At 72.8% G+C, this 23,081-nt stretch carries 20 protein-coding genes; 12 read left to right on the top strand and 8 right to left on the bottom strand.

Annotation, left to right across the window (positions count from 1 at the left end; all coding sequences use genetic code 11):
• Positions 1 to 48: 48 nt before the first annotated feature.
• Complete coding sequence (gene meaB, locus ACGFYU_RS24805) at positions 49 to 1,011, bottom strand: methylmalonyl Co-A mutase-associated GTPase MeaB (RefSeq protein ID WP_393829508.1); 963 nt, start codon at positions 1,009 to 1,011, stop codon at positions 49 to 51.
• Between the two features lie 50 nt (positions 1,012 to 1,061).
• Positions 1,062 to 2,264, bottom strand: a complete 1,203-nt coding sequence (locus ACGFYU_RS24810) for an acetyl-CoA C-acetyltransferase (protein ID WP_393829509.1) — start codon at positions 2,262 to 2,264, stop codon at positions 1,062 to 1,064.
• A 137-nt stretch (positions 2,265 to 2,401) separates the two neighbouring features.
• Between ACGFYU_RS24810 and mce the strand changes: the two genes are divergently transcribed.
• The 7 genes from mce to ACGFYU_RS24845 all read left to right on the top strand — a co-directional run bounded on the left by mce (position 2,402) and on the right by ACGFYU_RS24845 (position 12,683).
• Positions 2,402 to 2,830 (top strand): methylmalonyl-CoA epimerase, encoded by a 429-nt coding sequence (mce, locus tag ACGFYU_RS24815; protein ID WP_008738238.1) that lies wholly within the window; start codon positions 2,402 to 2,404, stop codon positions 2,828 to 2,830.
• Positions 2,831 to 3,022: 192 nt separating this feature from the next.
• Positions 3,023 to 7,525 carry a polarized growth protein Scy gene (gene scy, locus ACGFYU_RS24820; RefSeq protein WP_393829510.1) on the top strand — a complete coding sequence of 1,501 codons (4,503 nt, stop codon included), beginning with the start codon at positions 3,023 to 3,025 and terminating at the stop codon, positions 7,523 to 7,525.
• Positions 7,526 to 7,720: 195 nt separating this feature from the next.
• Positions 7,721 to 8,659 carry a cellulose-binding protein gene (locus tag ACGFYU_RS24825; RefSeq protein ID WP_393829511.1) on the top strand — a complete coding sequence of 313 codons (939 nt, stop codon included), beginning with the start codon at positions 7,721 to 7,723 and terminating at the stop codon, positions 8,657 to 8,659.
• 112 nt (positions 8,660 to 8,771) lie between these two features.
• Positions 8,772 to 9,782: an ABC transporter ATP-binding protein gene (locus ACGFYU_RS24830; protein ID WP_393829512.1), complete on the top strand. Its 1,011-nt coding sequence runs from the start codon at positions 8,772 to 8,774 to the stop codon at positions 9,780 to 9,782.
• 2 nt (positions 9,783 to 9,784) lie between these two features.
• A complete protein-coding gene (locus ACGFYU_RS24835) occupies positions 9,785 to 10,558 on the top strand; it encodes an ABC transporter permease (RefSeq protein ID WP_393829513.1) in 774 nt (257 codons plus the stop codon).
• A gap of 158 nt (positions 10,559 to 10,716) precedes the next feature.
• Positions 10,717 to 11,832: an ABC transporter ATP-binding protein gene (locus ACGFYU_RS24840; RefSeq protein WP_393829514.1), complete on the top strand. Its 1,116-nt coding sequence runs from the start codon at positions 10,717 to 10,719 to the stop codon at positions 11,830 to 11,832.
• Positions 11,829 to 12,683 (top strand): ABC transporter permease, encoded by an 855-nt coding sequence (locus ACGFYU_RS24845; protein WP_393829515.1) that lies wholly within the window; start codon positions 11,829 to 11,831, stop codon positions 12,681 to 12,683. The genes ACGFYU_RS24840 and ACGFYU_RS24845 overlap by 4 nt, the downstream gene beginning before the upstream one ends.
• Positions 12,684 to 12,689: 6 nt before the next feature.
• Here the strand turns inward: ACGFYU_RS24845 and ACGFYU_RS24850 are convergent, their stop codons facing one another.
• Positions 12,690 to 13,016 carry an ATP/GTP-binding protein gene (locus ACGFYU_RS24850; protein WP_382639893.1) on the bottom strand — a complete coding sequence of 109 codons (327 nt, stop codon included), beginning with the start codon at positions 13,014 to 13,016 and terminating at the stop codon, positions 12,690 to 12,692.
• A 230-nt stretch (positions 13,017 to 13,246) separates the two neighbouring features.
• Between ACGFYU_RS24850 and ACGFYU_RS24855 the strand changes: the two genes are divergently transcribed.
• Positions 13,247 to 14,278 carry an LLM class flavin-dependent oxidoreductase gene (locus tag ACGFYU_RS24855; RefSeq protein ID WP_393829516.1) on the top strand — a complete coding sequence of 344 codons (1,032 nt, stop codon included), beginning with the start codon at positions 13,247 to 13,249 and terminating at the stop codon, positions 14,276 to 14,278.
• 24 nt (positions 14,279 to 14,302) lie between these two features.
• Here ACGFYU_RS24855 and ACGFYU_RS24860 read toward each other — a convergent pair whose 3' ends face one another.
• Positions 14,303 to 14,695 (bottom strand): SCO5389 family protein, encoded by a 393-nt coding sequence (locus ACGFYU_RS24860; protein ID WP_030660337.1) that lies wholly within the window; start codon positions 14,693 to 14,695, stop codon positions 14,303 to 14,305.
• 219 nt (positions 14,696 to 14,914) lie between these two features.
• On the opposite strand from ACGFYU_RS24860, the gene nucS reads away from it, so the two are divergent.
• Complete coding sequence (gene nucS / locus ACGFYU_RS24865) at positions 14,915 to 15,586, top strand: endonuclease NucS (protein ID WP_393829517.1); 672 nt, start codon at positions 14,915 to 14,917, stop codon at positions 15,584 to 15,586.
• Positions 15,587 to 15,735: 149 nt separating this feature from the next.
• Here the strand turns inward: nucS and ACGFYU_RS24870 are convergent, their stop codons facing one another.
• The 3 genes from ACGFYU_RS24870 to ACGFYU_RS24880 all read right to left on the bottom strand — a co-directional run bounded on the left by ACGFYU_RS24870 (position 15,736) and on the right by ACGFYU_RS24880 (position 19,668).
• Positions 15,736 to 18,156 (bottom strand): ATP-binding protein, encoded by a 2,421-nt coding sequence (locus ACGFYU_RS24870; protein ID WP_393829518.1) that lies wholly within the window; start codon positions 18,154 to 18,156, stop codon positions 15,736 to 15,738.
• Between the two features lie 183 nt (positions 18,157 to 18,339).
• Complete coding sequence (locus tag ACGFYU_RS24875) at positions 18,340 to 18,663, bottom strand: STAS domain-containing protein (RefSeq protein WP_382639881.1); 324 nt, start codon at positions 18,661 to 18,663, stop codon at positions 18,340 to 18,342.
• 156 nt (positions 18,664 to 18,819) lie between these two features.
• Positions 18,820 to 19,668, bottom strand: a complete 849-nt coding sequence (locus ACGFYU_RS24880) for a 3-hydroxyacyl-CoA dehydrogenase family protein (RefSeq protein WP_393829519.1) — start codon at positions 19,666 to 19,668, stop codon at positions 18,820 to 18,822.
• A gap of 203 nt (positions 19,669 to 19,871) precedes the next feature.
• On the opposite strand from ACGFYU_RS24880, the gene ACGFYU_RS24885 reads away from it, so the two are divergent.
• Positions 19,872 to 20,444, top strand: a complete 573-nt coding sequence (locus tag ACGFYU_RS24885) for a cob(I)yrinic acid a,c-diamide adenosyltransferase (protein ID WP_393829520.1) — start codon at positions 19,872 to 19,874, stop codon at positions 20,442 to 20,444.
• Here ACGFYU_RS24885 and ACGFYU_RS24890 read toward each other — a convergent pair.
• Positions 20,441 to 20,983, bottom strand: a complete 543-nt coding sequence (locus ACGFYU_RS24890) for a hypothetical protein (protein ID WP_393829521.1) — start codon at positions 20,981 to 20,983, stop codon at positions 20,441 to 20,443. The two genes, ACGFYU_RS24885 and ACGFYU_RS24890, sit on opposite strands and share 4 nt — an antisense overlap.
• A 159-nt stretch (positions 20,984 to 21,142) precedes the next feature.
• Here ACGFYU_RS24890 and ACGFYU_RS24895 point away from each other — a divergent pair, with 159 nt between their 5' ends.
• Entirely contained in the window at positions 21,143 to 22,321 is a 1,179-nt protein-coding gene (locus tag ACGFYU_RS24895) for a sensor histidine kinase (RefSeq protein WP_393829522.1), read from the top strand.
• A complete protein-coding gene (locus ACGFYU_RS24900; protein WP_393829523.1) occupies positions 22,318 to 22,962 on the top strand; it encodes a response regulator in 645 nt (214 codons plus the stop codon). Before ACGFYU_RS24895 ends, ACGFYU_RS24900 begins: the two co-directional genes overlap by 4 nt.
• Positions 22,963 to 23,081: the final 119 nt, after the last annotated feature.

A 23,081-nucleotide genomic window follows, 5' to 3' on the forward strand; every position in this document is an offset into this window, starting at 1 on the left:
GGGTATTCCGGGCGTTCGCCAGTCTAGGGTCGCCCGGCCCCGCCCGCATCAGGCTTCCGCCAAGCTGCCCAACAGCGTGTCGGCGGCCGCGTACGGATCCAGCTCGCCCGCGGCGACCCGGGCCGCCAGCGCCTCGAGCCGGGCGTTGCCGTGCAGATCGGCCATTCGGGCCCGCAGGGCCGTCACCGCGATCGTCTCCACCTCGCGCGCCGCCCGCGCCGTGCGCCGCTCGGCCAGTACGCCCCGCTCGTCCATCCACGCCCGGTGCTTCTCCAGCGCCTCGACCAGCTCGTCGATGCCCTGCGCCCGCGCGGCCACGGTCTTGATGATCGGCGGACGCCAGTCCCCCGGGCCCCGGGACTCCCCCAGGCCCAGCATGTGGTTCAGCTCCCGGGCGGTGGCGTCGGCGCCGTCCCGGTCGGCCTTGTTGACCACGTACACGTCGCCGATCTCCAGGATCCCCGCCTTCGCGGCCTGGATCCCGTCGCCCATCCCGGGGGCCAGAAGCACCACCGAGGTGTCCGCCTGCGCGGCGATCTCCACCTCCGACTGCCCGACTCCGACCGTCTCGACGAGGATCACCTCACAGCCGGCCGCGTCCAGCACCCGGATCGCCTGCGGGGCGGCCCAGGCGAGGCCGCCCAGGTGGCCGCGGGTGGCCATGGAGCGGATGTAGACCCCCGGGTCGGAGGCGTGGTCCGACATCCGCACCCGGTCGCCGAGCAGCGCACCCCCGGAGAAGGGCGACGAGGGGTCGACGGCGAGCACGCCGACCCGCTTCCCGGCCTTGCGGTACGCGGACACCAGCGCCGAGGTCGAGGTCGACTTGCCGACGCCCGGCGACCCCGTCAGCCCCACCACGTACGCGTTGCCGGTGAGCGGCGCGAGCGCCGCCATCACCTCGCGCAACTGCGGGGACGCCCCCTCGACCAGCGAGATCAGCCGGGCCACCGCTCTCGGCCGGCCCTCACGCGCCTGGGCCACCAGCTGGGGGACGTCCACCGCCGTCATACGTGCTGCGCTCCTCGGTTCTCGTACGGGTACGGGTGCTGCCGGGGTGCTCAGGCCCCGGGGACGCGGACGATCAGGGCGTCGCCCTGGCCGCCGCCGCCGCACAGGGCGGCCGCGCCGACGCCGCCGCCGCGGCGCTTGAGCTCCAGCGCCAGGTGCAGCACCACGCGGGCGCCGGACATGCCGATCGGGTGCCCCAGGGCAATGGCGCCACCGTTGACGTTCACCTTTTCCGGGGTCACCCCGAGGTCCTTCATTGACTGCACGGCGACCGCCGCGAAGGCCTCGTTGATCTCGATCAGGTCGAGGTCGGAGACCTCCAGGCCCTCCTTCTTCAGCGCGTGCAGGATCGCGTTCGACGGCTGCGACTGGAGGGAGTTGTCCGGGCCGGCCACGTTGCCGTGCGCGCCGATCTCGGCGAGCCACTCCAGGCCCAGCTCCTCGGCCTTGGCCTTGCTCATCACGACCACGGCGGCGGCGCCGTCGCTGATCTGCGAGGAGGTGCCGGCGGTGATGGTGCCGTCCTTGGCGAAAGCGGGACGCAGCTTGCCGAGGGACTCGGCGGTGGTCTCGGGGCGGATGCCCTCGTCCTTCGAGAAGACGACCGGCTCGCCCTTGCGCTGCGGGATCTCGACCGGGGTGATCTCCGCGTCGAAGACGCCGTTCTTCTGCGCGGCGGCGGCCCGCTGGTGCGAGGCGGCGGCGAACTCGTCCTGCGGGGCGCGCTCGATGCCCAGGCGGGTGTTGTGCTTCTCGGTGGACTCGCCCATCGCGATGTTCTCGAAGGCGTCGGTGAGACCGTCGTAGGCCATCGCGTCGAGCATCTCGATGGCGCCGTACTTGTAGCCCTCGCGCGACTTGGGCAGCAGGTGCGGCGCGTTCGTCATGGACTCCTGGCCGCCGGCGACCACGATGTCGAACTCACCGGCGCGGATCAGCTGGTCGGCCAGCGCGATCGCGTCCAGGCCGGACAGACACACCTTGTTGATGGTCAGGGCGGGCACGTTCATCGGGATGCCGGCCTTGACCGCGGCCTGGCGGGCCGGGATCTGGCCCGCGCCGGCCTGGAGCACCTGGCCCATGATCACGTACTGCACCTGGTCGCCGGAGATCCCGGCCCGGTCCAGCGCGGACTTGATGGCGAAACCGCCGAGGTCGGCACCCGAGAAGGACTTGAGCGATCCGAGCAGCCGCCCCATGGGCGTGCGGGCCCCTGCGACGATCACTGAAGTGGTGTTGTTCGTTCCGGACATGAGGCACAGCCCCTTGGATGAGAGGAGTGAACGAGGGTTTACGTCAATGTACTGAGCGGTACGGCAACGGTCACCGGGCTGTCGGTGTGATCGCGCGCACGTTGCGTGACCGGCCTCCAGGGCGGTGCACTGGTCCCATGCTGACAAGAATCGACCACATCGGGATCGCCTGCTTCGACCTGGACAAGACTGTCGAGTTCTACCGTGCCACCTACGGCTTCGAGGTCTTCCACTCCGAGGTCAACGAGGAGCAGGGCGTGCGCGAGGCCATGCTGAAGATCAACGAGACCTCGGACGGCGGCGCCTCCTACCTCCAGCTCCTCGAACCGACCCGGGAGGACTCCGCGGTCGGCAAGTGGCTGGCGAAGAACGGCGAGGGCGTCCACCACATCGCCTTCGGCACCGAGGACGTCCAGGGCGACTCGGAGGCCATCCGCGGCAAGGGCGTCCGCGTCCTCTACGACCAGCCCCGCACGGGCTCCATGGGCTCCTCCATCACCTTCCTCCACCCCAAGGACTGCCACGGAGTCCTCACCGAACTGGTCACCTCCAACCCCGAGCACTGATGGACCACTGATGGCCCGTTTCCCCGGCCGGTAGAGTGGCCATGGCTCGGCCGGGGTTCGGTGCGGAGACGGGGTCGGGGCCTGTGACCCCTGCCCCGGTATCTGACACCATTCCCCGGGGGCGCCGTTCAGCGGGCGGACGGTGCTCATTTGGGAGTGAGCTTGCGACCAGGGGACGGATGGGACCGCGCTGTGCGGGGCTACGAAAGCCAGGAGAGCCATCAGGCCGAGGCCGACCATCTCTCGCGCTTCGAGGCCGAGATGGAGCGGCTGAAGAAGGAGCGCGGGAAGGCCGTCCAGCACGCTGAGGACCTGGGCTACCAGGTCGAGGTGCTGCGCGCCAAGCTCCACGAGGTACGCCGCAGTCTGGCGTCCCGCCCCGCCTACGACGGCGCGGACATGGGCTATCAGGCGGAACAGCTGCTTCGCAATGCCCAGATCCAGGCCGACCAGATGCGCTCCGACGCCGAGCGCGAGCTGCGCGACGCCCGGGCGCAGACCCAGCGCATCCTCCAGGAGCACGCCGAGCACCAGTCGCGCCTCCAGGCCGAACTGCACGCCGAGGCCGTCAACCGGCGCCAGCGCCTGGACCAGGAGCTGAACGAGCGCCGCCAGACCGTCGAGGCCCACGTCAACGAGAACGTGGCCTGGGCCGAGCAGCTGCGCGCCCGTACGGAGTCCCAGGCCCGGCGGCTCATGGAGGAGTCCCGCGCCGAGGCCGAGCAGTCCCTGAACGCCGCCCGCGCGGAGGCCGCCCGGGTCGCCGAGGAGACCCGGCGCCGGATGGCCGCCGACGCGGAGGCCGCCCGCACCGAGGCCGAGGCCACCCTGCTGCGCGCCCGCAAGGAGGCCGAGCGGCTGCTGACCGCCGCCTCCACGCAGGCCCAGGAGGCCACCGAGCACGCGGAGCGGCTGCGTTCCACCACCTCCGCCGAGGCGGAGCAGACCCGCCAGCAGACCCTCGACCTGGGCCGGGTCGCCGAGTCCCGCGTGCAGGAGGCCGACGCCGCCCTGCGCGAGGCCCGGGCCGCGGCCGAGAAGGTGCTCGCCGAGGCCAAGGAGAGCGCCGCCCGCCAGCTCGCGTCGGCGGAGTCCGTCAACGACCAGCGCACCCGTACCGCCAAGGAGCAGGTGGCCCGGCTGGTCGGCGAGGCCACCAAGGAGGCCGAGGCCCTCAAGGCGGAGGCCGAGCAGGCCGTGGCCGACGCCCGCGCGGACGCCGAGCGGCTGCGCACCGAGGCCGGCGAGCAGGCCCGTACGGCGGCGGCCGAGGACACCGCGGCGCAGCTGGCGAAGGCCGCCCGCACCGCCGAGGACGTACTGAACAAGGCCTCGGAGGACGCCCGGGCCACCACCCGCGCCGCCTCCGAGGAGGCCGAGCGGATCCGCCGCGAGGCGGAGGCGGAGGCCGACCGGCTGCGCCTCCAGGCGGCGGCGACCGCCGACGAGCTCAAGGGCGCCGCGAAGGACGACACCGAGGAGTACCGGGCCCGTACGGTCGAACTCCAGGAGGAGGCCCGCAGGCTGCGCGGCGAGGCCGAGCAGCTGCGCGCGGAGGCCGTCGCCGAGGGCGAGCGGATCCGCGGCGAGGCGCGCCGCGAGGCGGTCCAGCAGATCGAGGAGGCGGCCAAGACCGCCGAGGAGCTGCTCGGCAAGGCCAAGGCGGACGCGGACGAACTGCGCGGCGGGGCGACCGCCGAGAGCGAGCGGGTCCGCGCCGAGGCCGTCGAGCGGGCCGGCACGCTGCGCAGGCAGGCCGAGGAGACCCTGGAGCGGACCCGCGCCGAGGCGGAGCGACTGCGGTCCGAAGCCGAGGAACAGGCCGAGGCCGTACGGGCCGAGGCGGACGCGGCGGCCCTGGCCCGGCGCGAGGAGACCGAGCAGGCGCTGGCCGCGAAGCGTGCGGAGGCCGACGAGGAGCTCGTACGGCTGCACACGGACGCCGAGAACCGGCTGGGCACGGCCGAGCAGACGCTGCGCGACGCCCGCGCGGCGGCGGAGAACATCCGCAGGGAGACCACCGAGGAGACCGACCGGCTGCGCGCCGAGTCGGCGGAGCGGATCCGTACCCTCCAGACGCAGTCGGAGACGGAGGCCGACCAGCTGCGGGACGACGCGGCGCAGGACGCCGGCCGGGTCCGCGCGGAGGCCGAGCAGGTCGCCGTACGGATGCGCGGCGAGGCCGAGGCCGAGGCGGAGCGGGTGCGCTCCGAGGCGCAGGAGACCGCGGACCGGCTGCGCGCCGAGGCGAAGGCCGCGGCCGAGCGGGTCGCGGAGGAGGCCGCGGAGGCGCTGGCCGCCGCGCAGGAGGAGGCCGCCCGGCGCCGCCGGGAGTCCGAGGAGACCCTGGCGTCGGCCCGTACGGACGCCGATCAGGAGCGGGCTCAGGCCCGCGAGCAGAGCGAGGAGCTGCTGGCCGCGGCCCGCCGCCGCTCGGAGGAGGCGCAGGCCGAGGCGGCCCGGCTGACCGAGGAGGCCGAACGGCGCGCGTCGGAGCTGGTGTCGGCGGCGGAGGCCACCGCCCAGCAGGTACGGGACTCCGTGGCCGGTCTGCACGAGCAGGCCGAGGAGGAGATCACCGGACTGCGCAGCGCGGCCGAGCACGCGGCGCAGCGTACGAAGACGGAGGCCGAGGAAGAGGCCGAGCGGGTCCGCGGCGACGCGTACGCGGAGCGGGAGCGGGCCACCGAGGACGCCAACCGGATCCGCAGCGAGGCGCGTACGGAGACGGACGCGGCGAAGGCGCTGGCGGAGCGGACGGTCGGCGACGCGATCGCCGAGGCGGAGCAGCTGCGCGGCGACACCGCGGAGTACGCGCAGCGGGTGCGTACGGAGGCCACGGACGCGCTGGCCGCGGCCGAGCGGGACGCGGCCCGTACCCGGGCGGACGCCCGGGACGACGCGAACCGCATCCGCGGCGAGGCGGCGGAGGCCCTGGAGGCGTCCCGCGCCGAGGGCGCCCGGATCACCACCGAGGCGACGGCGGAGGCCGAGCGCCTCACGGCCGAGACCCTTGCGGCCAACGAGGCCACGCGGGACGAGGCCCGGTCGGAGGCCAACCGGCTGCGGACCGATGCCGCCGAGCAGGCGGACCGCCTCATCGGCGAGGCCACGGCGGAGGCCGAGCGGCTGACCGAGGAGACCTCGGCCGCGAACGCGGCCACCGTCGGCGAGGCCCAGGCCGCCGCGGAGGCGCTGCGCGTGAAGGCGGAGCGGCTGACGGCCCAGGCGGCCGAGACGCTGGTCGCGGCCGAGCGGGACGCGGCGCGCGTGCTGGTCGACGCCCGCGCGGAGGGCGACCGGCTGGTCGACGAGACGCGCGCGGCCAACGAGGCGACGGTCGGCGAGGCCGCGGCGGAGGCCGAGCGGCTGCGTACGGAGGCGGCGCAGGTACTGGAGGACGCCCGGGTGGAGGGCGGCCGGATCATCGGCGAGGCCACCGCGGAGGCGGAGCGCGTCACGGTCGCGGCGAACGAGACCCTGGCGAGTGCCGAGCAGGAGTCCGCGAGGACGCTCGACGAGGCCCGCGAGGAGGCCAACAAGCGCCGCAGCGAGGCCGCGGAGCAGGTCGACCGGCTCATCACCGAGGCCGCGGCGGAAGCCGACAAGCTCACGGCCGAGACCGCGGCGGAAGCGGAGCGGCTCACCGCGGAGACCCGCAAGGCGAACGAGCGGACGGTCGGCGAGGCCGCGAACGAGGCCGAGCGGCTGCGCGCGGAGGCGTCGGAGGCGCTGTCCTCGGCGCAGGAGCACGCGACCCGCACCCGGTCGGAGGCCGAGCGGGTCAAGGCGGAGGCGGCAACCGACGCGGAGCGGGTGCGCGCGGAGGCCCGTACGGAGTCCGAGCGGCTGCTGGACGGGGCCCGCGAGGAGGCCAACAAGCGCCGCAGCGAGGCCGCGGAGCAGGTCGACCGGCTCATCACCGAGGCCGCGGCGGAAGCCGACAAGCTCACCTCCGACGCGCAGAAGCAGGCCCTCGCCGCCACCACGGCGGCCGAGGAGCAGGCCGACGCGATGGTCGACGCGGCGCGCAAGGAGGCCGCGCGGATCACCTCGGAGGCGACGGTCGAGGGCAACTCCATGGTGGAGAAGGCCCGTACGGACGCGGACGAGCTGCTGGTCGGCGCGCGGTCGGACGCCGCCGCCATAAGGGAGCGGGCGGAGGAGCTGCGCGGCCGCGTCGAGTCGGAGGTCGAGGAGCTGCACGAGCGGGCCCGCCGGGAGTCGGCCGAGCAGATGAAGTCGGCCGGCGAGCGCGTGGACAAGCTGGTGCGGGCGGCGACCGAGCAGAGCGTGGAGGCCGAGGCGAAGGCCAAGGCGCTGGTGTCGGACGCGAGCAGCGAGGCGAGCAAGGTCCGCATCGCGGCGGTACGCAAGGCGGAGGCGCTTCTCAAGGAGGCCGAACAGAAGAAGGCCGAGCTGGCCCGGGAGGCCGAGAGCGCGCTGGCGCAGGCCAAGGCGGAGGCCGAACGGCTCGTCGAGGAGGGCCGGCGTGAGCTGGAGGTCCTGGTGCGCAGGCGCGAGGACATTCAGGCGGAGATCTCCCGTGTCCAGGACGTTCTTGAGGCGTTGGAATCATTCGAGGCGCCTTCGGGTGGCGGAAAGCCCACGGTCGGCGGCCAGGGCGCGGGGGGCGTGAAGGCCGGCGCGGCAGCGGGATCCACTCGTTCGGGTGGTAAGTCGTCGGAGGGCTAGTCAGTGCGCAGGGATGTGTGCCTCTGATGGAGGTTCAGGCGAACGGGTGACAAGCATTCCGTCGCCTTGCCACTCAAAAGGGGTGTCATTGTCCAGATCAAACGTGGATTGACTCGATGACACGCCGCTTGGGCGCCTAGGATTCCCCTTAACACCTCACGTAGCACCTCATCGGTCTCATTCGACAGGAACCCCATGAGCGACACTTCCTCCCCCTTCGGCTTCGAGCTCGTGCGGCGTGGTTACGACCGCGGTCAGGTGGACGACCGCATTACCAAGCTGGTCTCCGACCGCGACAGCGCCCTTGGACGTATCAACTCTCTGGAAAAGCGGATCGAGGAGCTGCACCTCGAGACGCAGAACGCCCAGGCCCAGGTGAACGACGCCGAGCCGTCGTACGCCGGTCTCGGCGCCCGGGTCGAGAAGATCCTGCGGCTGGCCGAGGAGGAGGCGAAGGACCTGCGCGAGGAGGCCCGTCGCGCGGCCGAGCAGCACCGTGAGCTCGCCGAGTCGGCCGCCCAGCAGGTGCGCAACGACGCCGAGTCGTTCGCCGCCGACCGGAAGGCGAAGGCGGAGGACGAGGGCGTCCGTATCGTCGAGAAGGCCAAGGGCGACGCGTCGACCCTGCGCGCCGAGGCCCAGAAGGACGCGGCCTCCAAGCGCGAGGAGGCCGACGCCCTGTTCGAGGAGACCCGCGCCAAGGCCGCCCAGGCCGCCGCGGACTTCGAGACCAACCTGGCCAAGCGCCGCGAGCAGTCCGAGCGCGACCTGGCCTCGCGTCAGGCCAAGGCCGAGAAGCGCCTCGCGGAGATCGAGCACCGCGCGGAGCAGCTGCGCCTGGAGGCCGAGAAGCTGCGTACGGACGCCGAGCGCCGTGCCCGTCAGACCGTGGAGACCGCGCAGCGCCAGGCCGAGGACATCGTGGCCGACGCCAACGCCAAGGCGGACCGTATCCGCAGCGAGTCCGAGCGCGAGCTGGCGGCGCTCACCAACCGCCGCGACTCCATCAACGCGCAGCTGACCAACGTCCGCGAGATGCTGGCGACGCTGACCGGCGCGGCCGTCGCGGCGGCCGGTTCCCCGATCGACGACGAGCCGGTCACGCGTGGTGTCCCGGCGCAGCAGAGCCGCTGACCCCGCGTCACGGTTACCGGTCGGTACCGTTCGCCCGGTTCACGACCAAAGCAGGGCCGTACGTCACCTTTCGGAGGTGGCGTGCGGCCCTTCGCCGTTCTAGCGTGACCACATGATCGAGCTTGAGGGCCTTACCAAACGATTCGGCGCGAAGACCGCCGTGGACCACCTCAGCTTCCAGGTCAGACCGGGGGTGGTGACGGGCTTCCTCGGCCCCAACGGGGCGGGCAAGTCCACGACCATGCGCATGATGCTCGACCTCGACAACCCGACCAGCGGCACGGTCCGGATCGACGGGAAGCACTACCGGGACCTGCCGGAGCCGCTGAAGTACATCGGGGCGCTGCTGGACGCGAAGGCCATGCACGGTGGCCGGAGTGCGTACAACAACCTTCTCTGCCTGGCCCAGTCGAACCGGATCCCCGAGAGCCGGGTCGACGAGGTGTTGGACCTGGTGGGGCTGACTCCTGTCGCCAAGAAGAAGTCCAAAGGTTTTTCGCTGGGCATGGGGCAGCGGCTGGGAATCGCCGCCGCGCTGCTCGGTGATCCGGAAATCCTGATGTTCGACGAACCCGTCAATGGTCTGGACCCGGAGGGAATTCTCTGGATCCGCAATTTGATGAAAGCACTGGCCGCGGAGGGGAGAACGATCTTCGTATCCTCCCACCTGATGAGTGAAATGGCCCTGACCGCAGACCATTTGGTCGTCATCGGACAAGGAAGGCTGCTGGCCGACCTGTCGATGGCCGATTTCATCCAGCAGAACGCGCGCAGCTACGTCCGGCTGCGCACGCCGCAGCAGGAGCGGCTCAAGGACGTCCTGCATGCGGAGGGGATCGACGCCATCAGCGTTCCGGCCACCGGCACGCTGGAGATCGACGGCGTGGGCGCGGAGCGGCTCGGCGAGCTGGCCGCCCAGCACCAGATCGTGCTGCACGAACTCAGCCCGCAACGGGCTTCACTGGAGGAAGCGTTCATGCGCATGACGGCGGATTCCGTCGAGTACCACGCCCACGCGCCGGGCGACTTCCCTCCGGGCGGGGCCACCGACAACCCGGCCCGGCCGGCCGACGTGCCCGCGTGGGGCGCCGGCTTCGAGGCGACGCGCAAGGGCGGGAAGTGACCATGTCCTCGTTCCCCGCCGTCCTCAGGTCCGAGTGGACCAAGATCCGCACGGTCGCCTCCACCAGCTGGACCCTCGCCCTCGTCTTCCTCGTCACCGTGGGGTTCGCGGCGCTGTTCAGCGCCACGTACGACACGACCGGCATGGACGCGGCCGACCGGGCCACCTTCGACCCCACCGCGATGAGTTTCAATTCGCTGCTGTTCGGGCAGCTCGCGATGATCGTCTTCGGTGTGCTGGTCGTGAGCACCGAGTACAGCACGGGCATGATCAAGACCTCGCTGGCCGCCGTACCGAACCGCACGGGCTTCCTCCTCGGCAAGATGGCCGTGGCGGGGGCGCTGGCCCTGGCCGTCGGGCTGGCGACCAGCTTCGTGTCGTTCTTCCTCACCCAGTCGATCCTGGGCGACTTCGGCATCGGCATCGGAGCGGACAACGTCCTGCGTTCCGTGATCGGCGCCGGCGTGTACATGGCGCTCCTCGCCCTGTTCTGCATGGGTGTGGCGGCGATGCTGCGCAGCTCGGTCGCCGCCATCAGCATCCTGATCCCGTTCTTCCTGATCGTCTCGACCGTCCTCATGGGTTTCGAGGCGACCCGTACGGTCGGCCAGTACCTGCCCGGCAACGCCGGGTCGAGGATCATGCAGGTCGTACCCAACGCCTTCGGAGGCCCCGAGACCCCGTACGGCCCGTGGGCCGGACTGGGGATCATGGTGCTGTGGGTGCTCGCCTCGGTGATCGGCGGCCTGCTGGTCCTGAGGAAGCGGGACGCCTGAGGAAGCGGGACGCCTGAGGACGCCCTCTCCGGGGGATCCCCGGGTCGGTCTCAGGGGTGGCTCAGGGATCCGGCCCGGGACGGAACCGTAGGAACCTCGTTATCCTCTTAACCCTTACGCGGGCGAAAGTCGTCCCGGCCTGGTAAGGGGCAGCAAAAATGATCGAGGCAGTCGGCCTGACCAAGCGCTTCGGCGCCAAGACCGCCGTCGACCAGCTGTCCTTCCAGGTCAGGCCGGGTCACGTGACGGGATTCCTGGGGCCCAACGGCTCCGGGAAGTCCACCACCATGCGCATGATCGTCGGCCTCGACCGGCCGACGTCGGGCCGGGTCACGATCAACGGCCTCCCCTTCCGCGAGCTGCCGAACGCCCAGCGGCTCGTCGGGGCCCTGCTCGACGCCAAGGCCGTGCACGGTGGCCGCCGGGCCCGTACCCACCTGCTCTCCGTCGCCCAGCTCTCCGGGATCCCCGAGAAGCGGGTGGACGAGGTGCTGGCCGTGGTCGGCCTCCAGGGCGTCGCCCGGCAGCGCACGAAGGGCTTCTCGCTCGGCATGGGCCAGCGGCTCGGCATCGCCACCGCCCTGCTCGGCGACCCCCAGGTGCTGCTGTTCGACGAGCCGGTCAACGGGCTGGACCCCGAGGGCATCCTCTGGGTCCGCAACCTCATGCGCCGGCTGGCCTCCGAGGGCCGCACCGTCCTGGTCTCCTCGCACCTGATGAGCGAGATGGCGCTGACCGCCGACCACCTGATCGTGATCGGCCGGGGCCGGCTGCTGGCCGACATGGGCACCCAGGAGTTCATCACGCACAACTCGGCCGGATTCGCTCGGGTGCGCGCGGCCGACACCGATCCCGATGGCCGGGACGCGCTGGGTGCCGCCCTGGCCAAGGCGGGCGGGCGGGTCCTCCAGGAGCCCGACGGAGCACTGCGCGTGACCGGGCTGGAGCTGCCCCGCATCTCGGACCTGGCGCACGGCGCCGGCGTACGGCTGTGGGAGCTGTCACCGCACCGGGCCTCGCTGGAGGAGGCGTACATGCGGATGACCCAGTCCTCCGTCGAGTACACCTCCACCGACGATCCGCGGGCCGAGCTGTGGGAGCCCGAGCCGCTCACCCTCCCGGCGTGGGAGGACGAGCCCGCGGCGCCGGAGGTCCCGCAGACGGGCTTCTTCGCGCCCCCGCCGCCCGGCGCCGGCGGCCGGCCCTTCCTGATGCCCAGCGACCCCGGCGCGCTCGCGAGCGCCGCCAAGAACGACCCCGAGGGAACCCGATGACCGGGACGAACACGACGCCGACGACGCCGCCCGCGGCGGAGCAGCCGAAGGGCTACACCTCTCCCCTGCCCGCGCCGCGGCCGCACCTGGGGCACGCCGTGGCCTCGGAGTGGACCAAGATGGTCTCGGTCCGCTCCACCCTCTTCACCCTCGGCTCGCTCGTGGTGACCGTCGTCGGCTTCGGACTGCTCTTCGTCTCTCAGAGCAAGGACCGGGAGTTCGTCGACATCTCCTTCACCACGCCCGCCCTCTTCGGCCTGCTGGTCGGTCAGGTCGCCGTGATGGTCCTCGGCGTCCTGACCATCACCTCGGAGCACGCCACCGGGCTGGTGCGGACCACCTTCACGGCCGCCCCCGACCGGTACCGGGTGCTCACCGCCAAGTACCTCGTCTTCAGCACCACGGCCTTCCTCACCACCGCCCTCGCCGTCTTCGTGGTCGGGATCTCCGCGGCGATCGTGCACGCCGGCGCCGGCGCCGGGCCGCACGCGGCGGACGAGTGGCTGGGCGCGCTGGTGGGCTGCCTCTACGTCACGCTGCTCGGCGTGCTCGCGCTCGCGGTCGGGGCGCTGCTGCGGCATTCGGCCGGGGCCATCGCCGCGATGCTGGGCCTGGTCACGCTGCCGCCGGTGATAGGCGCGATGCTCAGCATCTGGGACTCCGCCGCGCCCATCGGACGGGCGGTCCTCGAGCACAACGCGCCGGTGGCGCTGATGCAGCTGTTCGGCATGCCGAACGGCGCCGACGCGGCCACCCTGCCCGGCAACGTGTCCCACATGGTGCTCATCCTGCTGGTCACGGGCGGCGCGGTGGCCGCCTCGTACGTGACGGTGGGCCGCCGGGACGTGTAGGACCGGCTAGTACTTGGGGGCGTTACGGGACCGCTGCACCCGCGAGGTGCGGCGGTCCTTCGCGTTCCAGCAGGCCTTGTGCCAGTGGCGCCGGTCGTCCACGCCGCCGTACTCCGGCCAGGCCACCAGGTGCGGGGTGCCGGAGGGGATCTCCTGATCGCAGCCGGGGCAGCGGTAGCGCTTGCCCGCCGCGCTCGCGCCCGCGACGTGCCGGACCTTCCAGTCCTCGCCCTGGTACTCCTCCGTGCGCTCCAGCCCGTAGCGGTCGAGGCCGGTGCTCGGACGTTCTTCCGGAGTCTCGCCGCCCCTGGGGCGGTTGTGGCGCGGTGACACGTATACCTCACGGATGGGCGGACGGCAGTGACTTTCTCCCAGACTACGCGCAGCGAGGCGGGGTACCCGCAGGGTGGTGGGCGAAGGGCGGCCCCGCGAAGAGCAATGGCCCGACAATCCCAATAACTTTCGTGTCAGCCCGTGCCTTTGGCACGTGTCGGACGTTGTTGCCATAGGAAGAACCGGTCCACCTGGGGGAGGCCGCGTCAGCCGCGAGGAGGCAAGAGGCGATGCGCGTAGGAGCGTTTGTACTGGCGGCCCAGTTCCCGGGTCAGGGACAGGGAGAGGCACTGCACCGGGCGGTGCGGACCGCCGAGGTGGCCGAGGAGGCCGGGCTCGATTCGGTCTGGCTCGCCGAGCACCACTTCGTCCCGTACGGGGTCTGCCCCTCGGCGGTGACCCTGGCGGCCCTGCTGCTGGGCCGGACCCGGCGGCTGCGGGTGGGCACGGCGGTCAGCGTGCTGCCGAGCGCGCACCCGGTGGCCCTCGGCGAGCAGGCGGCGCTGCTGCACCTGACCTCCGGCGGGCGGTTCACCCTCGGGGTGGGGCGCGGCGGGCCGTGGGTGGACCTGGAGGTCTTCGGGAGCGGCCTGGACGCGTACGAGAACGGCTTCCCGGAGGCTCTGGACCTGCTGCGACGCTGGCTGACGGAGGCACGGGTCGGGGCCGCCGGCGAGCGGTACGGCTTCCGCGAGGTGGCCGTCGTACCGCGCCCGTCGGAAGCCCTGGACGGGGACGGGACGGGGCCCGAGGTCATCGTGGCCTGCACCTCCCCGGGGTCGGTACGGATGGCCGCCCGGCGGGGCCTGCCGATGCTGCTCGGCATGCACTGCGGGGACGAGGACAAGGCCGAGATGGTCGCGCTGTGGCGCTCCACGGCGCTGGCCGCGGGCCACTCCCGGGAGTACGTGGCCGGGGCCGGCCACGTCTCCGCGGGGGTGTGCCAGCTGGCGGACCGCACGGCGGACGCCCGTGAGGCGCTGCTCAAGGCGATGCCGGGCTGGCTCAAGCAGGGCCTGGACGCCCACGTGACCGTGGACGGTCGCGTACGCGCGATGCGCGACCCCGTCGCCTACACGGAACTCCTCTGCGACCTGCACCCGGTGGGCACCCCGCGGCTGGCGGCGGACCGTCTGGCGGCCACCTCCGAACGCACGGGCATCACCCGCTTCGCCCTCCTGACGGAGGGCTCCGGCGATCTCGCCGCGACGGAGGAGAACGTACGACGCCTCGGCGCCGATGTCCTGCCCCGCCTCGGCTGAGACCGACCGGCCGTTGCGGCCGTACTAGCAGTCACGCAGTTCCGGCGACTGGTTGAGCAGCTGGCCGCGGATCGAAGTGAACTTGGCGAGCCGGTCGTCGACCGAGGGATCCAGCGGGAACACCGCCACCCGGTGACAGTTCTGGAAGGCCAGGCGCACTCCGAAGTGCCGCTGCAGCGCACCGCGTATCGCGTCACTCGCGAGCGCGCGCAGCAGTTGCCCGCGCGCCTGCTCGTCGGGCGGCGGCGTCTGGTTGTCGGCGAACTGTCCGCCGTCCACCTTCAGCTGGGCCACCAGCGAGCTGATCATCTCCCATGCGTAGGGCAGGGAGGTCCGGACGCAGTCGACGAAAGCGGCTTCGTCGACCTCGCCTCGCTCGGCCTGTTCGAGTAGGGCCGGTGAGACGTCGAGCGACATGGGTTCTCCTCTCGCGACCCCGTCCGGTTGGTGGACGGGGTCTTACGGGCAGGGAAGGAGGCCGCGACGCAGAGTGCACGCTTGGCAACCTCCCGCTCACCACGGTAGGCGTCCCATGGGGTGCGCACCAGGAGAATGCGCATACAACGCGCCATCGGCGAACGGGGCTTTCAGGGGCGAATCGCGTGGAGGCCCGTCGGTCGAGTAGCGTTGCCGACCATGCGTCTCGTCATTGCCCGCTGCTCCGTCGACTACGCGGGCCGGCTCACCGCCCATCTGCCCTCGGCACCCCGTCTGATCCTCGTGAAGGCCGACGGCAGTGTCTCGATCCACGCGGACGACCGGGCGTACAAACCGCTCAACTGGATGTCGCCCCCGTGCACCCTCAAGGAGGGGAGCGGGGACGAGGCCGGTGTGTGGACGGTCGTCAACAAGGCGGGCGAGAAGCTCATCATCACGATGGAAGAAGTCCTCCACGACTCCTCCCACGAACTGGGCGTCGACCCCGGCCTGATCAAGGACGGCGTGGAAGCGCACCTCCAGGAGCTGCTGGCCGACCGCATCGACACGCTGGGCGAGGGCTACACGCTGATCCGGCGCGAGTACATGACGGCGATCGGCCCGGTGGACATCCTGTGCCGGGACGCCTCCGGCGGGACGGTGGCCGTGGAGATCAAGCGGCGCGGCGAGATCGACGGCGTCGAGCAGCTGACGCGGTACCTGGAGCTGCTGAACCGGGATCCGCACCTGGCGCCGGTGCGGGGTGTCTTCGCGGCGCAGGAGATCAAGCCGCAGGCGAGGGTGCTCGCGACGGACCGGGGCATGGACTGCGTGGTCCTGGACTACGACGCGATGCGCGGCATCGAGGACGACAAGCTCCGCCTGTTCTGATCCTTCTTGACGCGCCGCCCGCACGGCTCGGCCCTGGCGGGCCGCTGCGCGGAGCGGTCCCCTGCCCGCCCTTCCACCGTTCCCCGGGCGCTGCCCGGACCCGGGCGGGGTGGGGGAAGCCCCGCAGGGGCCGGCCGCGCCGGTATGGGCTAGGTCGTCGCCGTCGGGGACTGGGGGGCCACGGTCTCGGTCGGCGCCGCCGTAGCGCTCGGCGTGGGAGTCGGCGTCGGCGTCGGGGTGCCCGGGTCCGGCGGGGTCGGGCTCGGCGTGGCCGACGTCGGCCGGGTCGAGGGCGGCGTCGGGGCCGGCTTGCGCGACGGGGTCGTGCGCGTCGACCCGGTCGGGCCGGGGCTGCCCGTCGCGCCCGGCTCCGCGGCAGCGGATTGCGACGGCGCGGCCGGATCCGACGGCGCCGGCGCGGCAGGATCGTTCCCGCTCGTACCCGGCACCACCGGCGGGGCCACCCGCGTCGGCGTCGACGACACCGCCGGGCCCCGCGTCGGCTCCGGGGAGTCCGAGGAGCCCACGGCCAGGCTCACCACCGTGCCCAGGGCCACCACCGTCAGCGCCCCCGCCCCGGCCAGCAGGATCCGGCGCCGCCGCGCGGAGTCCGCGGGCGGTTCGGCGTACGGCGGCCTCGGCGCGGCCGGCTTCGGGCCTGCGGCCGGTTTCGGGGACAGCGGGAAGGCGTCCTCGAACACCTCCGACAGCGTCGAGGGAGCCTCCGAGCGCCCGATCACCGGCACGATCGGGGTCACCCGCGTCACCGCCTCCGGAGCGGCGGCCGGCAGCGCCTCCGTCACCGCCTCCGGAGCCGGCGGAGCCGCCGGAGCCGGCGGAGCCGCCGGAGCCGCCGGCAGGGCGGGCGGCGAGGCAGTCGGCAGCGCGGGCGGCGTCGTCGTCGACGGTGCCTCCAGCCGCAGCGGCGGCGATGCCGCCACCCCGGCCGCCTCCCGGTCCACGACCAGCGCCAGCGCCCGCCGCCCCGCGACCGTGCCCCGCTTGTCGGCGAGGGCCCCCTTCAGCCCGATCGAGGTCTCCAGCTCGGCCCGCGCCCGGTCCAGCCGCCCCTCGCACAGCGCGAGCACACCCAGTTCGTGGTGGAAGTACGCCTGCTCGGCGACCTCCCCCGCCTTGCGCGCGGCCTCGGCGCCCGAGCGCAGCACCCGCTCCCACGCCTCCCAGTGCAGCGAGGCCGCGAACGCCGGAGCCGCCGTCCGCGCCAGCAGCACCGCCGCCACCACGTCCGCACCGGCCAGCGCCGCCAGTACCGCGTCCGCCTCCGCCGCGACCCGCTCCGGGGTCACCGAGGTGTGCCCGGTCCACCAGGCATAGTGCCGGGCGGCCGTCCGGGCCCCCTCCGCCGCGGTGTCCCCGTACCCGGCCTCCTCCAGCTGCCGCGCGACCCCGGCGGCGAGCCGGTAGCGGGGCCCGACGGCGGTCAGCAGGCCGCAGGCGAGCAGTTCCGCCACCGCCGAGTCCGCGTGGGTGTCCCCCACCAGCGCCGGCAGGTGCGCGTGGTGCGGCATCTCCCCGCCCAGCCCGCACGCGATCCGCAGGGCGGCACGTGCCGACTCGCTGACCCGCGAGGCCAGCAGCTCGGCCGGGGCCGCGCCTTCGGCGAGCGTCGGCAGCGGCACCTCCACGGCGTCGCGCGGGCGTTCCTCGAAGACGCCGGGCTCTTCCTCGTCGTCGTCCTCGTCGGTGTGGTTGAGCTCGTCGCGCTGCCGCAGCAGCGCGGCGGCCTGGACGAAGCGCAGCGGCAGGCCCTCGGAGGCGAAGCGCAGGTCGCCCGCCCAGGCGGTCTCCAGGTCCGTCAGGGGCCGCCCGATGCCCGCTTCGAGGAGTTCCAGGCAGTCGGACTTGCCGAGCCCGCCGAGAAAGACCTCCTCCAGGTGCGAGTCGTCGGAGGGGGCCCGGGTCTCGGGGGTCGCGGCGAGCAGGTAGGCGCATTCGGGGGTGGCCCGCAGGAGTTCGTCGAGGGCGGGGCCGCCCATCTCCAGGTCGTCGAGGAGGACCACGGCGCCGATGTCCCGTACGCGGGAGAGGAGTTCGATGCGGTCGGGCCGCTGGTCCGAGGCCTCGTACACGGTGGCGTACAGGGCGTGCAGCAGCTCGCCGGGCTGCTGGTGGCCGTGCCCGGAGAGCCGTACGACGCCGTCGGGGGCGAGCCCGGCGCACCGGTCGGCGACCGCGTCGAGCAGCGCGGTACGACCCGATCCGGCGGGGCCGGTCAGCCGCACGGACCGCCCTCGGGCCAGCAGCCGTACGAGGCGCTCCCGCTCCTCCTCACGCGCGTACAGGGGCGGCGCGGATGCGGGAGCCCCGGGCAGTACGGGCGGACGCGCGGCCGCGTCCCGGGCGCCGCGGGCGGCCGCGTCGCGCTTGGCGGGGCGGCCGGCGGCGGTGCCGGGGCGGATCGGCTCTATCTCGCTGCCGTCGACCGGGTTGACGGTGAGGGTGTAGTCGCCCGCGGTCAGGCTGACGATGCGGGCGGGCGCCGGCGCGGCCGGGTTGCCGGCGGGCCCGGACAGCTCCTCCGGGTGGGTCTGCCCCTGTGTTCGGTCCATGACCAAGTCCCCCGATCGCGGGCCGTGCGCCTCGCCGTCGTACCTCCCGGCCTTGGCACGCCGCTCATGCGACTGGTCCGGTTTTCCGCCCGAACCCTAGACCAGTGGCCGGACACGCCGGAACCGCAGGGGGGCCATCACCACCGGACCGTTACGTTTCCGCAGGAAAACGGAACACGCCGTTCACACTCGGGGAAGGGACTCCGCCTCCAGGCCGCCCTCGATCGCCAGGATCCGGTGCAGCCGGGTGGCGACGAGCAGTCGCTGCATCTGCGGGGGCACCCCGCGCAGGACGAGCCGCCGTCCGGTCCGGCCGGCCCTCCGGTGCGCGCCCATGATGACGCCGAGGCCGGTGGCGTCCCAGGAGTCGAGCCCGGTGAGGTCGAGCACGAGGTCGCCGTGGCCGTCGTCGAGGGCGGTGTGGAGGGCCGTACGGGCGTCCGCCGCGCTGCGCACGTCGAGGCGACCCCCGACAGCGAGTTCGACGTGGTCGCCCCTGATGTGCATGTGTACTCCCGGCAGTACTGCGTACGTATGGTCCGACTGGTCCGTGGTCGGCAACTCTCACTGCAACTGACTGCCGCACGGGCAGGGAAGTTGCCGACCGTGAGCGAACCGATACCTAATTCACCCCGTGGGGTGATGGCATTCGAACGATGGTGCTCAGTGCTTGTAGAAGCCCTGACCGCTCTTGCGGCCGATGTCGCCGGCGTCGACCATGCGGCGCATGAGCTCCGGCGGCGCGAACTTCTCGTCCTGGGATTCGGTGTAGATGTTGCTGGTGGCGTGCAGCAGGATGTCGACGCCCGTGAGGTCCGCCGTGGCCAGCGGGCCCATCGCGTGCCCGAAGCCCAGCTTGCACGCGATGTCGATGTCCTCGGCGGAGGCCACGCCCGATTCGTAGAGCTTTGCGGCCTCGACGACGAGGGCGGAGATCAGACGGGTCGTCACGAAGCCGGCGACGTCGCGGTTGACGACGATGCAGGTCTTGCCGACGGACTCGGCGAACGCGCGGGTGGCGGCGAGGGTCTCGTCGCTCGTCTTGTAGCCGCGGACGAGCTCGCAGAGCTGCATCATCGGGACGGGCGAGAAGAAGTGCGCGCCGACGACCCGCTCCGGGCGCTCCGTCGCCGCCGCGATCTTGGTGATCGGGATGGCGGAGGTGTTGGAGGCCAGGATCGTGTCCTCGCGGACGATCTTGTCGAGGGTGCGGAAGATCTCGTGCTTGATCTCGATCTTCTCGAAGACCGCCTCGACCACGATGTCCACGTCGGCGGCGGCGTCGAGCTCGGTGGTGGTCGTGATCCGGGCGAGCGCGGCCTCGGCGTCCTCGGCCGTCATCTTCCCCTTGGAGACGAACTTGTCGTACGAGGCCTTGATCCCGTCCGTGCCACGGGTCAGCGCGGCATCGGTGACATCCCTCAGTACGACGTCCCAGCCCGCCTGAGCGGAGACCTGAGCGATTCCGGACCCCATGAGTCCGGCACCGATGACGGCGAGCTTCCCTGCCACTTCACACCCCACGTTCTTCACACTTCAAACGACCCGGTCTCGAATCGGCCCGGTCATGCGGCCTCTTCGGCGGAGACTAGCGCCCGGGCGGTGCGGTGTGACCGCGAAGTAACACGCGTCACGTCTCAGATGACGGACATCACACCGGTCCGGCCCACCGCTCCCCGAGGGCCTTGCAGTTGGGCGCGGACTACGCTGGCGGCATGGTGAACCTGACGCGTATCTACACCCGCACCGGCGACAAGGGCACGACCGCCCTCGGCGACATGAGCCGCACGGCCAAGACCGACGTGCGGATCTCCGCGTACGCGGACACCAACGAGGCCAATGCGGCCATCGGCACGGCGATCGCCCTCGGGCAGCTCCCGCCGGAGGTGGTCAAGGTCCTCGTCCGCGTGCAGAACGACCTGTTCGACGTGGGCGCGGACCTGTGCACCCCCGTGGTCGAGAACCCGCAGTACCCGCCGCTGCGCGTGGAGCAGTTCTACGTGGACAAGCTGGAGGCCGACTGCGACGCCTTCAACGAGCGGCTGGAGAAGCTGCGCAGCTTCATCCTCCCGGGCGGCACCCCGGGCGCGGCCCTGCTGCACCAGGCCTGCACGGTGGTCCGGCGCGCCGAGCGCTCCACGTGGGCGGCGCTGGAGGTGCACGGCGAGGTGATGAACCCGCTGACGGCGACCTATCTGAACCGCCTCTCCGACCTCCTGTTCATCCTGGCCAGGACGGCCAACAGGGAGGTCGGGGACGTGCTGTGGGTGCCGGGCGGCGAGCGTTAGCCGACCCGCTCCGGGGCCCTTTTCGGCCACAGCGTGTAGGCGGCGGCGACCAGGGCGTGGATGCCGACCGCCCGCAGCGCGCCGAACTGCCAGGCCTTGAGGGAGCTGACATCGCCCGCGTCGCCGACGTACCAGATCGCCCCTTGGAGCAGAGCGAGGGCGACGGCCGCGGCGAGGACGGTACGGATCCACAGCTTCCACTCGTGCACGGCCCGGGCCTTGCCGTACCCGGCGCCGGCCGGCTTCGGCCCGCCGGCCAGCCGGTGCGCGGCGTGGCCGTCGAGCCACTTCACCGTGTAGTGGCCGTAGGCGACGGTGTAGCCGATGTACAGCGCGGCCAGGCCGTGCTTCCAGTCCGGCGCGGCGCCGTTCTTGAGGTCCAGGGTGGTGACCGCCAGCAGGACCAGTTCCAGCAGCGGCTCGCACAGCAGGACCGCGGCGCCCAGCCGCGGCATCCTCGCGAGGTACCGCAGGGCCAGACCGCCCGCCAGCAGCAGCCAGAATCCGACCTCGCAGGCCACGATCAGCGTGACGATCACAGGGGTCTCCTTTCGGGTCCCTCCCAGCCTGCGGGCGCCCTTGCCGCGATACGTCGTCTGCGCAGAGGAACCGTGACTGCATCCTTCGGTGTACCGGCGGGCCGCGGACTCGGCCTCTCCGCCGAGGTCGCGGCCCCCCGCACCGTGTTGGATGGTCCCGTGACGATTCCCCGCCCCCACCGAGACGACGTGCTCCTCGCCGTGGCCAGCGTGTGCGCCGGGCTCGTGCTGTGGGGCCTGGGGGTGTACTCCAACGCGGGCCGCCACCTGTTGCCCGACTGGGCGGCCCTGGTACCGCTGCTGACCCTCGGCACCCTGGAGCTCGTCCGCCGCTCGCACCCGCGCACCGCGCTGTTCATCGGGACCCTCGCGATCGTCGCGGACCAGCTCACGGTGGGCAATCTGGCCTCCGTCCTGATCTTCACCGACCTGATGTACGCGGCCGTGGTCTACGGCAGCCCGGCGCTGGCCCGGCGGCTTCCGGTGACCACCGGCCTGCTCACGGTGGCCGTCACCATCGGGGCCGTGGCCTGGCTGCGCACCCCGCAGGCCCTGCTCATCGGCGTGGTCACCGGCATCGTGAGCTTCGGCCCGGCCCTGACCGGCGCCACCCTGCGCAACCACCGCGAGGCCGCCGTGGCCGCCCGGCTGCGCGCCGAGCAGACCGCGCTGCTGGCCGAGATGGACCGGGCCCAGGCCGTCACGGCCGAGCGCGCCCGGATGGCCCGGGAGCTGCACGACATGGTGGCCAACCACCTCTCCGCCATCGCCATCCACTCCACCGCCGCGCTCTCCATCGACCGGGCCGACACCAGCCGCGAGGCGCTCGGGGTGATCCGCGAGAACAGCGTCCAGGGCCTGGCCGAAATGCGCCGGCTGATCGGGCTGCTGCGGGACGCCGGGGCGGAGCAGGAGGCCGTGGCGATGCCCTCGCTGGACGGCCTGGAGGCCCTGCTCGGCCAGGCCCGTACCAATGGCTCGGCGAGCGGGCTGGAGTTCGTACTGCACGACGAGCGGCCGCCCGGGCGGCCCGCGGCGGCCCCGGTGGAGCTGGCGGCGTACCGGATCGTGCAGGAGTCGCTGACCAATGCCCTCAAGCACGCCGTGCCGGGCACGGTCACGGTCCGCGTGGCGCGTGCGGACGGACGGCTGTCCGTGGCCGTGGACTCGCCGTACGGGGACCGGCCGGGTCCCCGCGCCCCCGGCTCGGGGGCCGGGCTGATCGGCATGCGGGAACGGGCGGAGCTGCTCGGCGGGGAGTTCACGGCGGGCCGGTCCGGCCGCGTGTGGCGGGTGCGGGCGACGCTGCCCGCGGAGGAGAAGGCGGTGGAGGCGTGACCATCAGGGTCGTGGTGGCGGAGGACCAGAGCGCGGTACGGGCCGGGCTGGTGCTCATCCTGCGCAGCGCGGGCGACATCGAGGTGGCGGGCGAGGCGGCCGACGGGGAGGAGGCGGTGCGCCTGGCCCGGGAGCTGCGGCCGGACCTGGTCCTCATGGACGTGCAGATGCCGAGGCTCGACGGGGTGTCCGCGACCCGCCAGGTGGTGGCGGAGGGCCTGGCGGACGTGCTGGTCCTGACCACCTTCGACCTGGACGAGTACGTGTTCGGGGCGTTGCGCGCCGGGGCCGCGGGTTTCCTCCTGAAGAACGCGGAGGCGGCGGAACTGGTCGAGGCCGTACGGACGGTGGCGCGCGGGGAGGGTCTCATCGCCCCGGCGGTGACCCGCCGGCTGATCGCCGAGTTCGCGGCTCCGGCGCCCCCGGCCAGGCCGGCCGCCCCGCCGGCCCTGGACACGCTCACCCGGCGCGAGCGCGAGGTCCTGTCCTGCCTGGGCGAGGGCCTGTCGAACGCGGAGATCGCCGTACGGCTGGACATGGCGGAGGCAACGGTGAAGACACACGTCAGCCGCCTCCTGGGCAAACTGAGCCTGCGCAGCCGCGTCCAAGCGGCCGTACTGGCCCAGGAGTTGGGCCTCTAGCCCGCCGCAGGTGATCGGTCGGGGGGGGGGGGCCCCCCCCCCGGCCCCCCCCCCCCCCCCCGGGGGCGCGGCGGGGGGGGGGGGGCCGGGCCGCCCCCCCCCCCCCCGGGGGCGCCGCC

It is taken from the genome of Streptomyces sp. NPDC048337 (assembly GCF_043201175.1).
In the GTDB taxonomy this organism is placed as follows: domain Bacteria; phylum Actinomycetota; class Actinomycetes; order Streptomycetales; family Streptomycetaceae; genus Streptomyces.

Coding starts and splice junctions, on each gene's coding strand:
- ACGFYU_RS24845 (WP_393829515.1), top strand. CDS start 11,829: ATGACCGGGACGAACACGACGCCGACGACGCCGCCCGCGGCGGAGCAG.
- ACGFYU_RS24810 (WP_393829509.1), bottom strand. CDS start 2,264: ATGTCCGGAACGAACAACACCACTTCAGTGATCGTCGCAGGGGCCCGC.
- ACGFYU_RS24875 (WP_382639881.1), bottom strand. CDS start 18,663: ATGCACATCAGGGGCGACCACGTCGAACTCGCTGTCGGGGGTCGCCTC.
- ACGFYU_RS24840 (WP_393829514.1), top strand. CDS start 10,717: ATGATCGAGGCAGTCGGCCTGACCAAGCGCTTCGGCGCCAAGACCGCC.
- ACGFYU_RS24825 (WP_393829511.1), top strand. CDS start 7,721: ATGAGCGACACTTCCTCCCCCTTCGGCTTCGAGCTCGTGCGGCGTGGT.
- ACGFYU_RS24835 (WP_393829513.1), top strand. CDS start 9,785: ATGTCCTCGTTCCCCGCCGTCCTCAGGTCCGAGTGGACCAAGATCCGC.
- ACGFYU_RS24830 (WP_393829512.1), top strand. CDS start 8,772: ATGATCGAGCTTGAGGGCCTTACCAAACGATTCGGCGCGAAGACCGCC.
- meaB (WP_393829508.1), bottom strand. CDS start 1,011: ATGACGGCGGTGGACGTCCCCCAGCTGGTGGCCCAGGCGCGTGAGGGC.
- ACGFYU_RS24855 (WP_393829516.1), top strand. CDS start 13,247: ATGCGCGTAGGAGCGTTTGTACTGGCGGCCCAGTTCCCGGGTCAGGGA.
- nucS (WP_393829517.1), top strand. CDS start 14,915: ATGCGTCTCGTCATTGCCCGCTGCTCCGTCGACTACGCGGGCCGGCTC.
- ACGFYU_RS24860 (WP_030660337.1), bottom strand. CDS start 14,695: ATGTCGCTCGACGTCTCACCGGCCCTACTCGAACAGGCCGAGCGAGGC.
- ACGFYU_RS24870 (WP_393829518.1), bottom strand. CDS start 18,156: ATGGACCGAACACAGGGGCAGACCCACCCGGAGGAGCTGTCCGGGCCC.
- mce (WP_008738238.1), top strand. CDS start 2,402: ATGCTGACAAGAATCGACCACATCGGGATCGCCTGCTTCGACCTGGAC.
- ACGFYU_RS24885 (WP_393829520.1), top strand. CDS start 19,872: ATGGTGAACCTGACGCGTATCTACACCCGCACCGGCGACAAGGGCACG.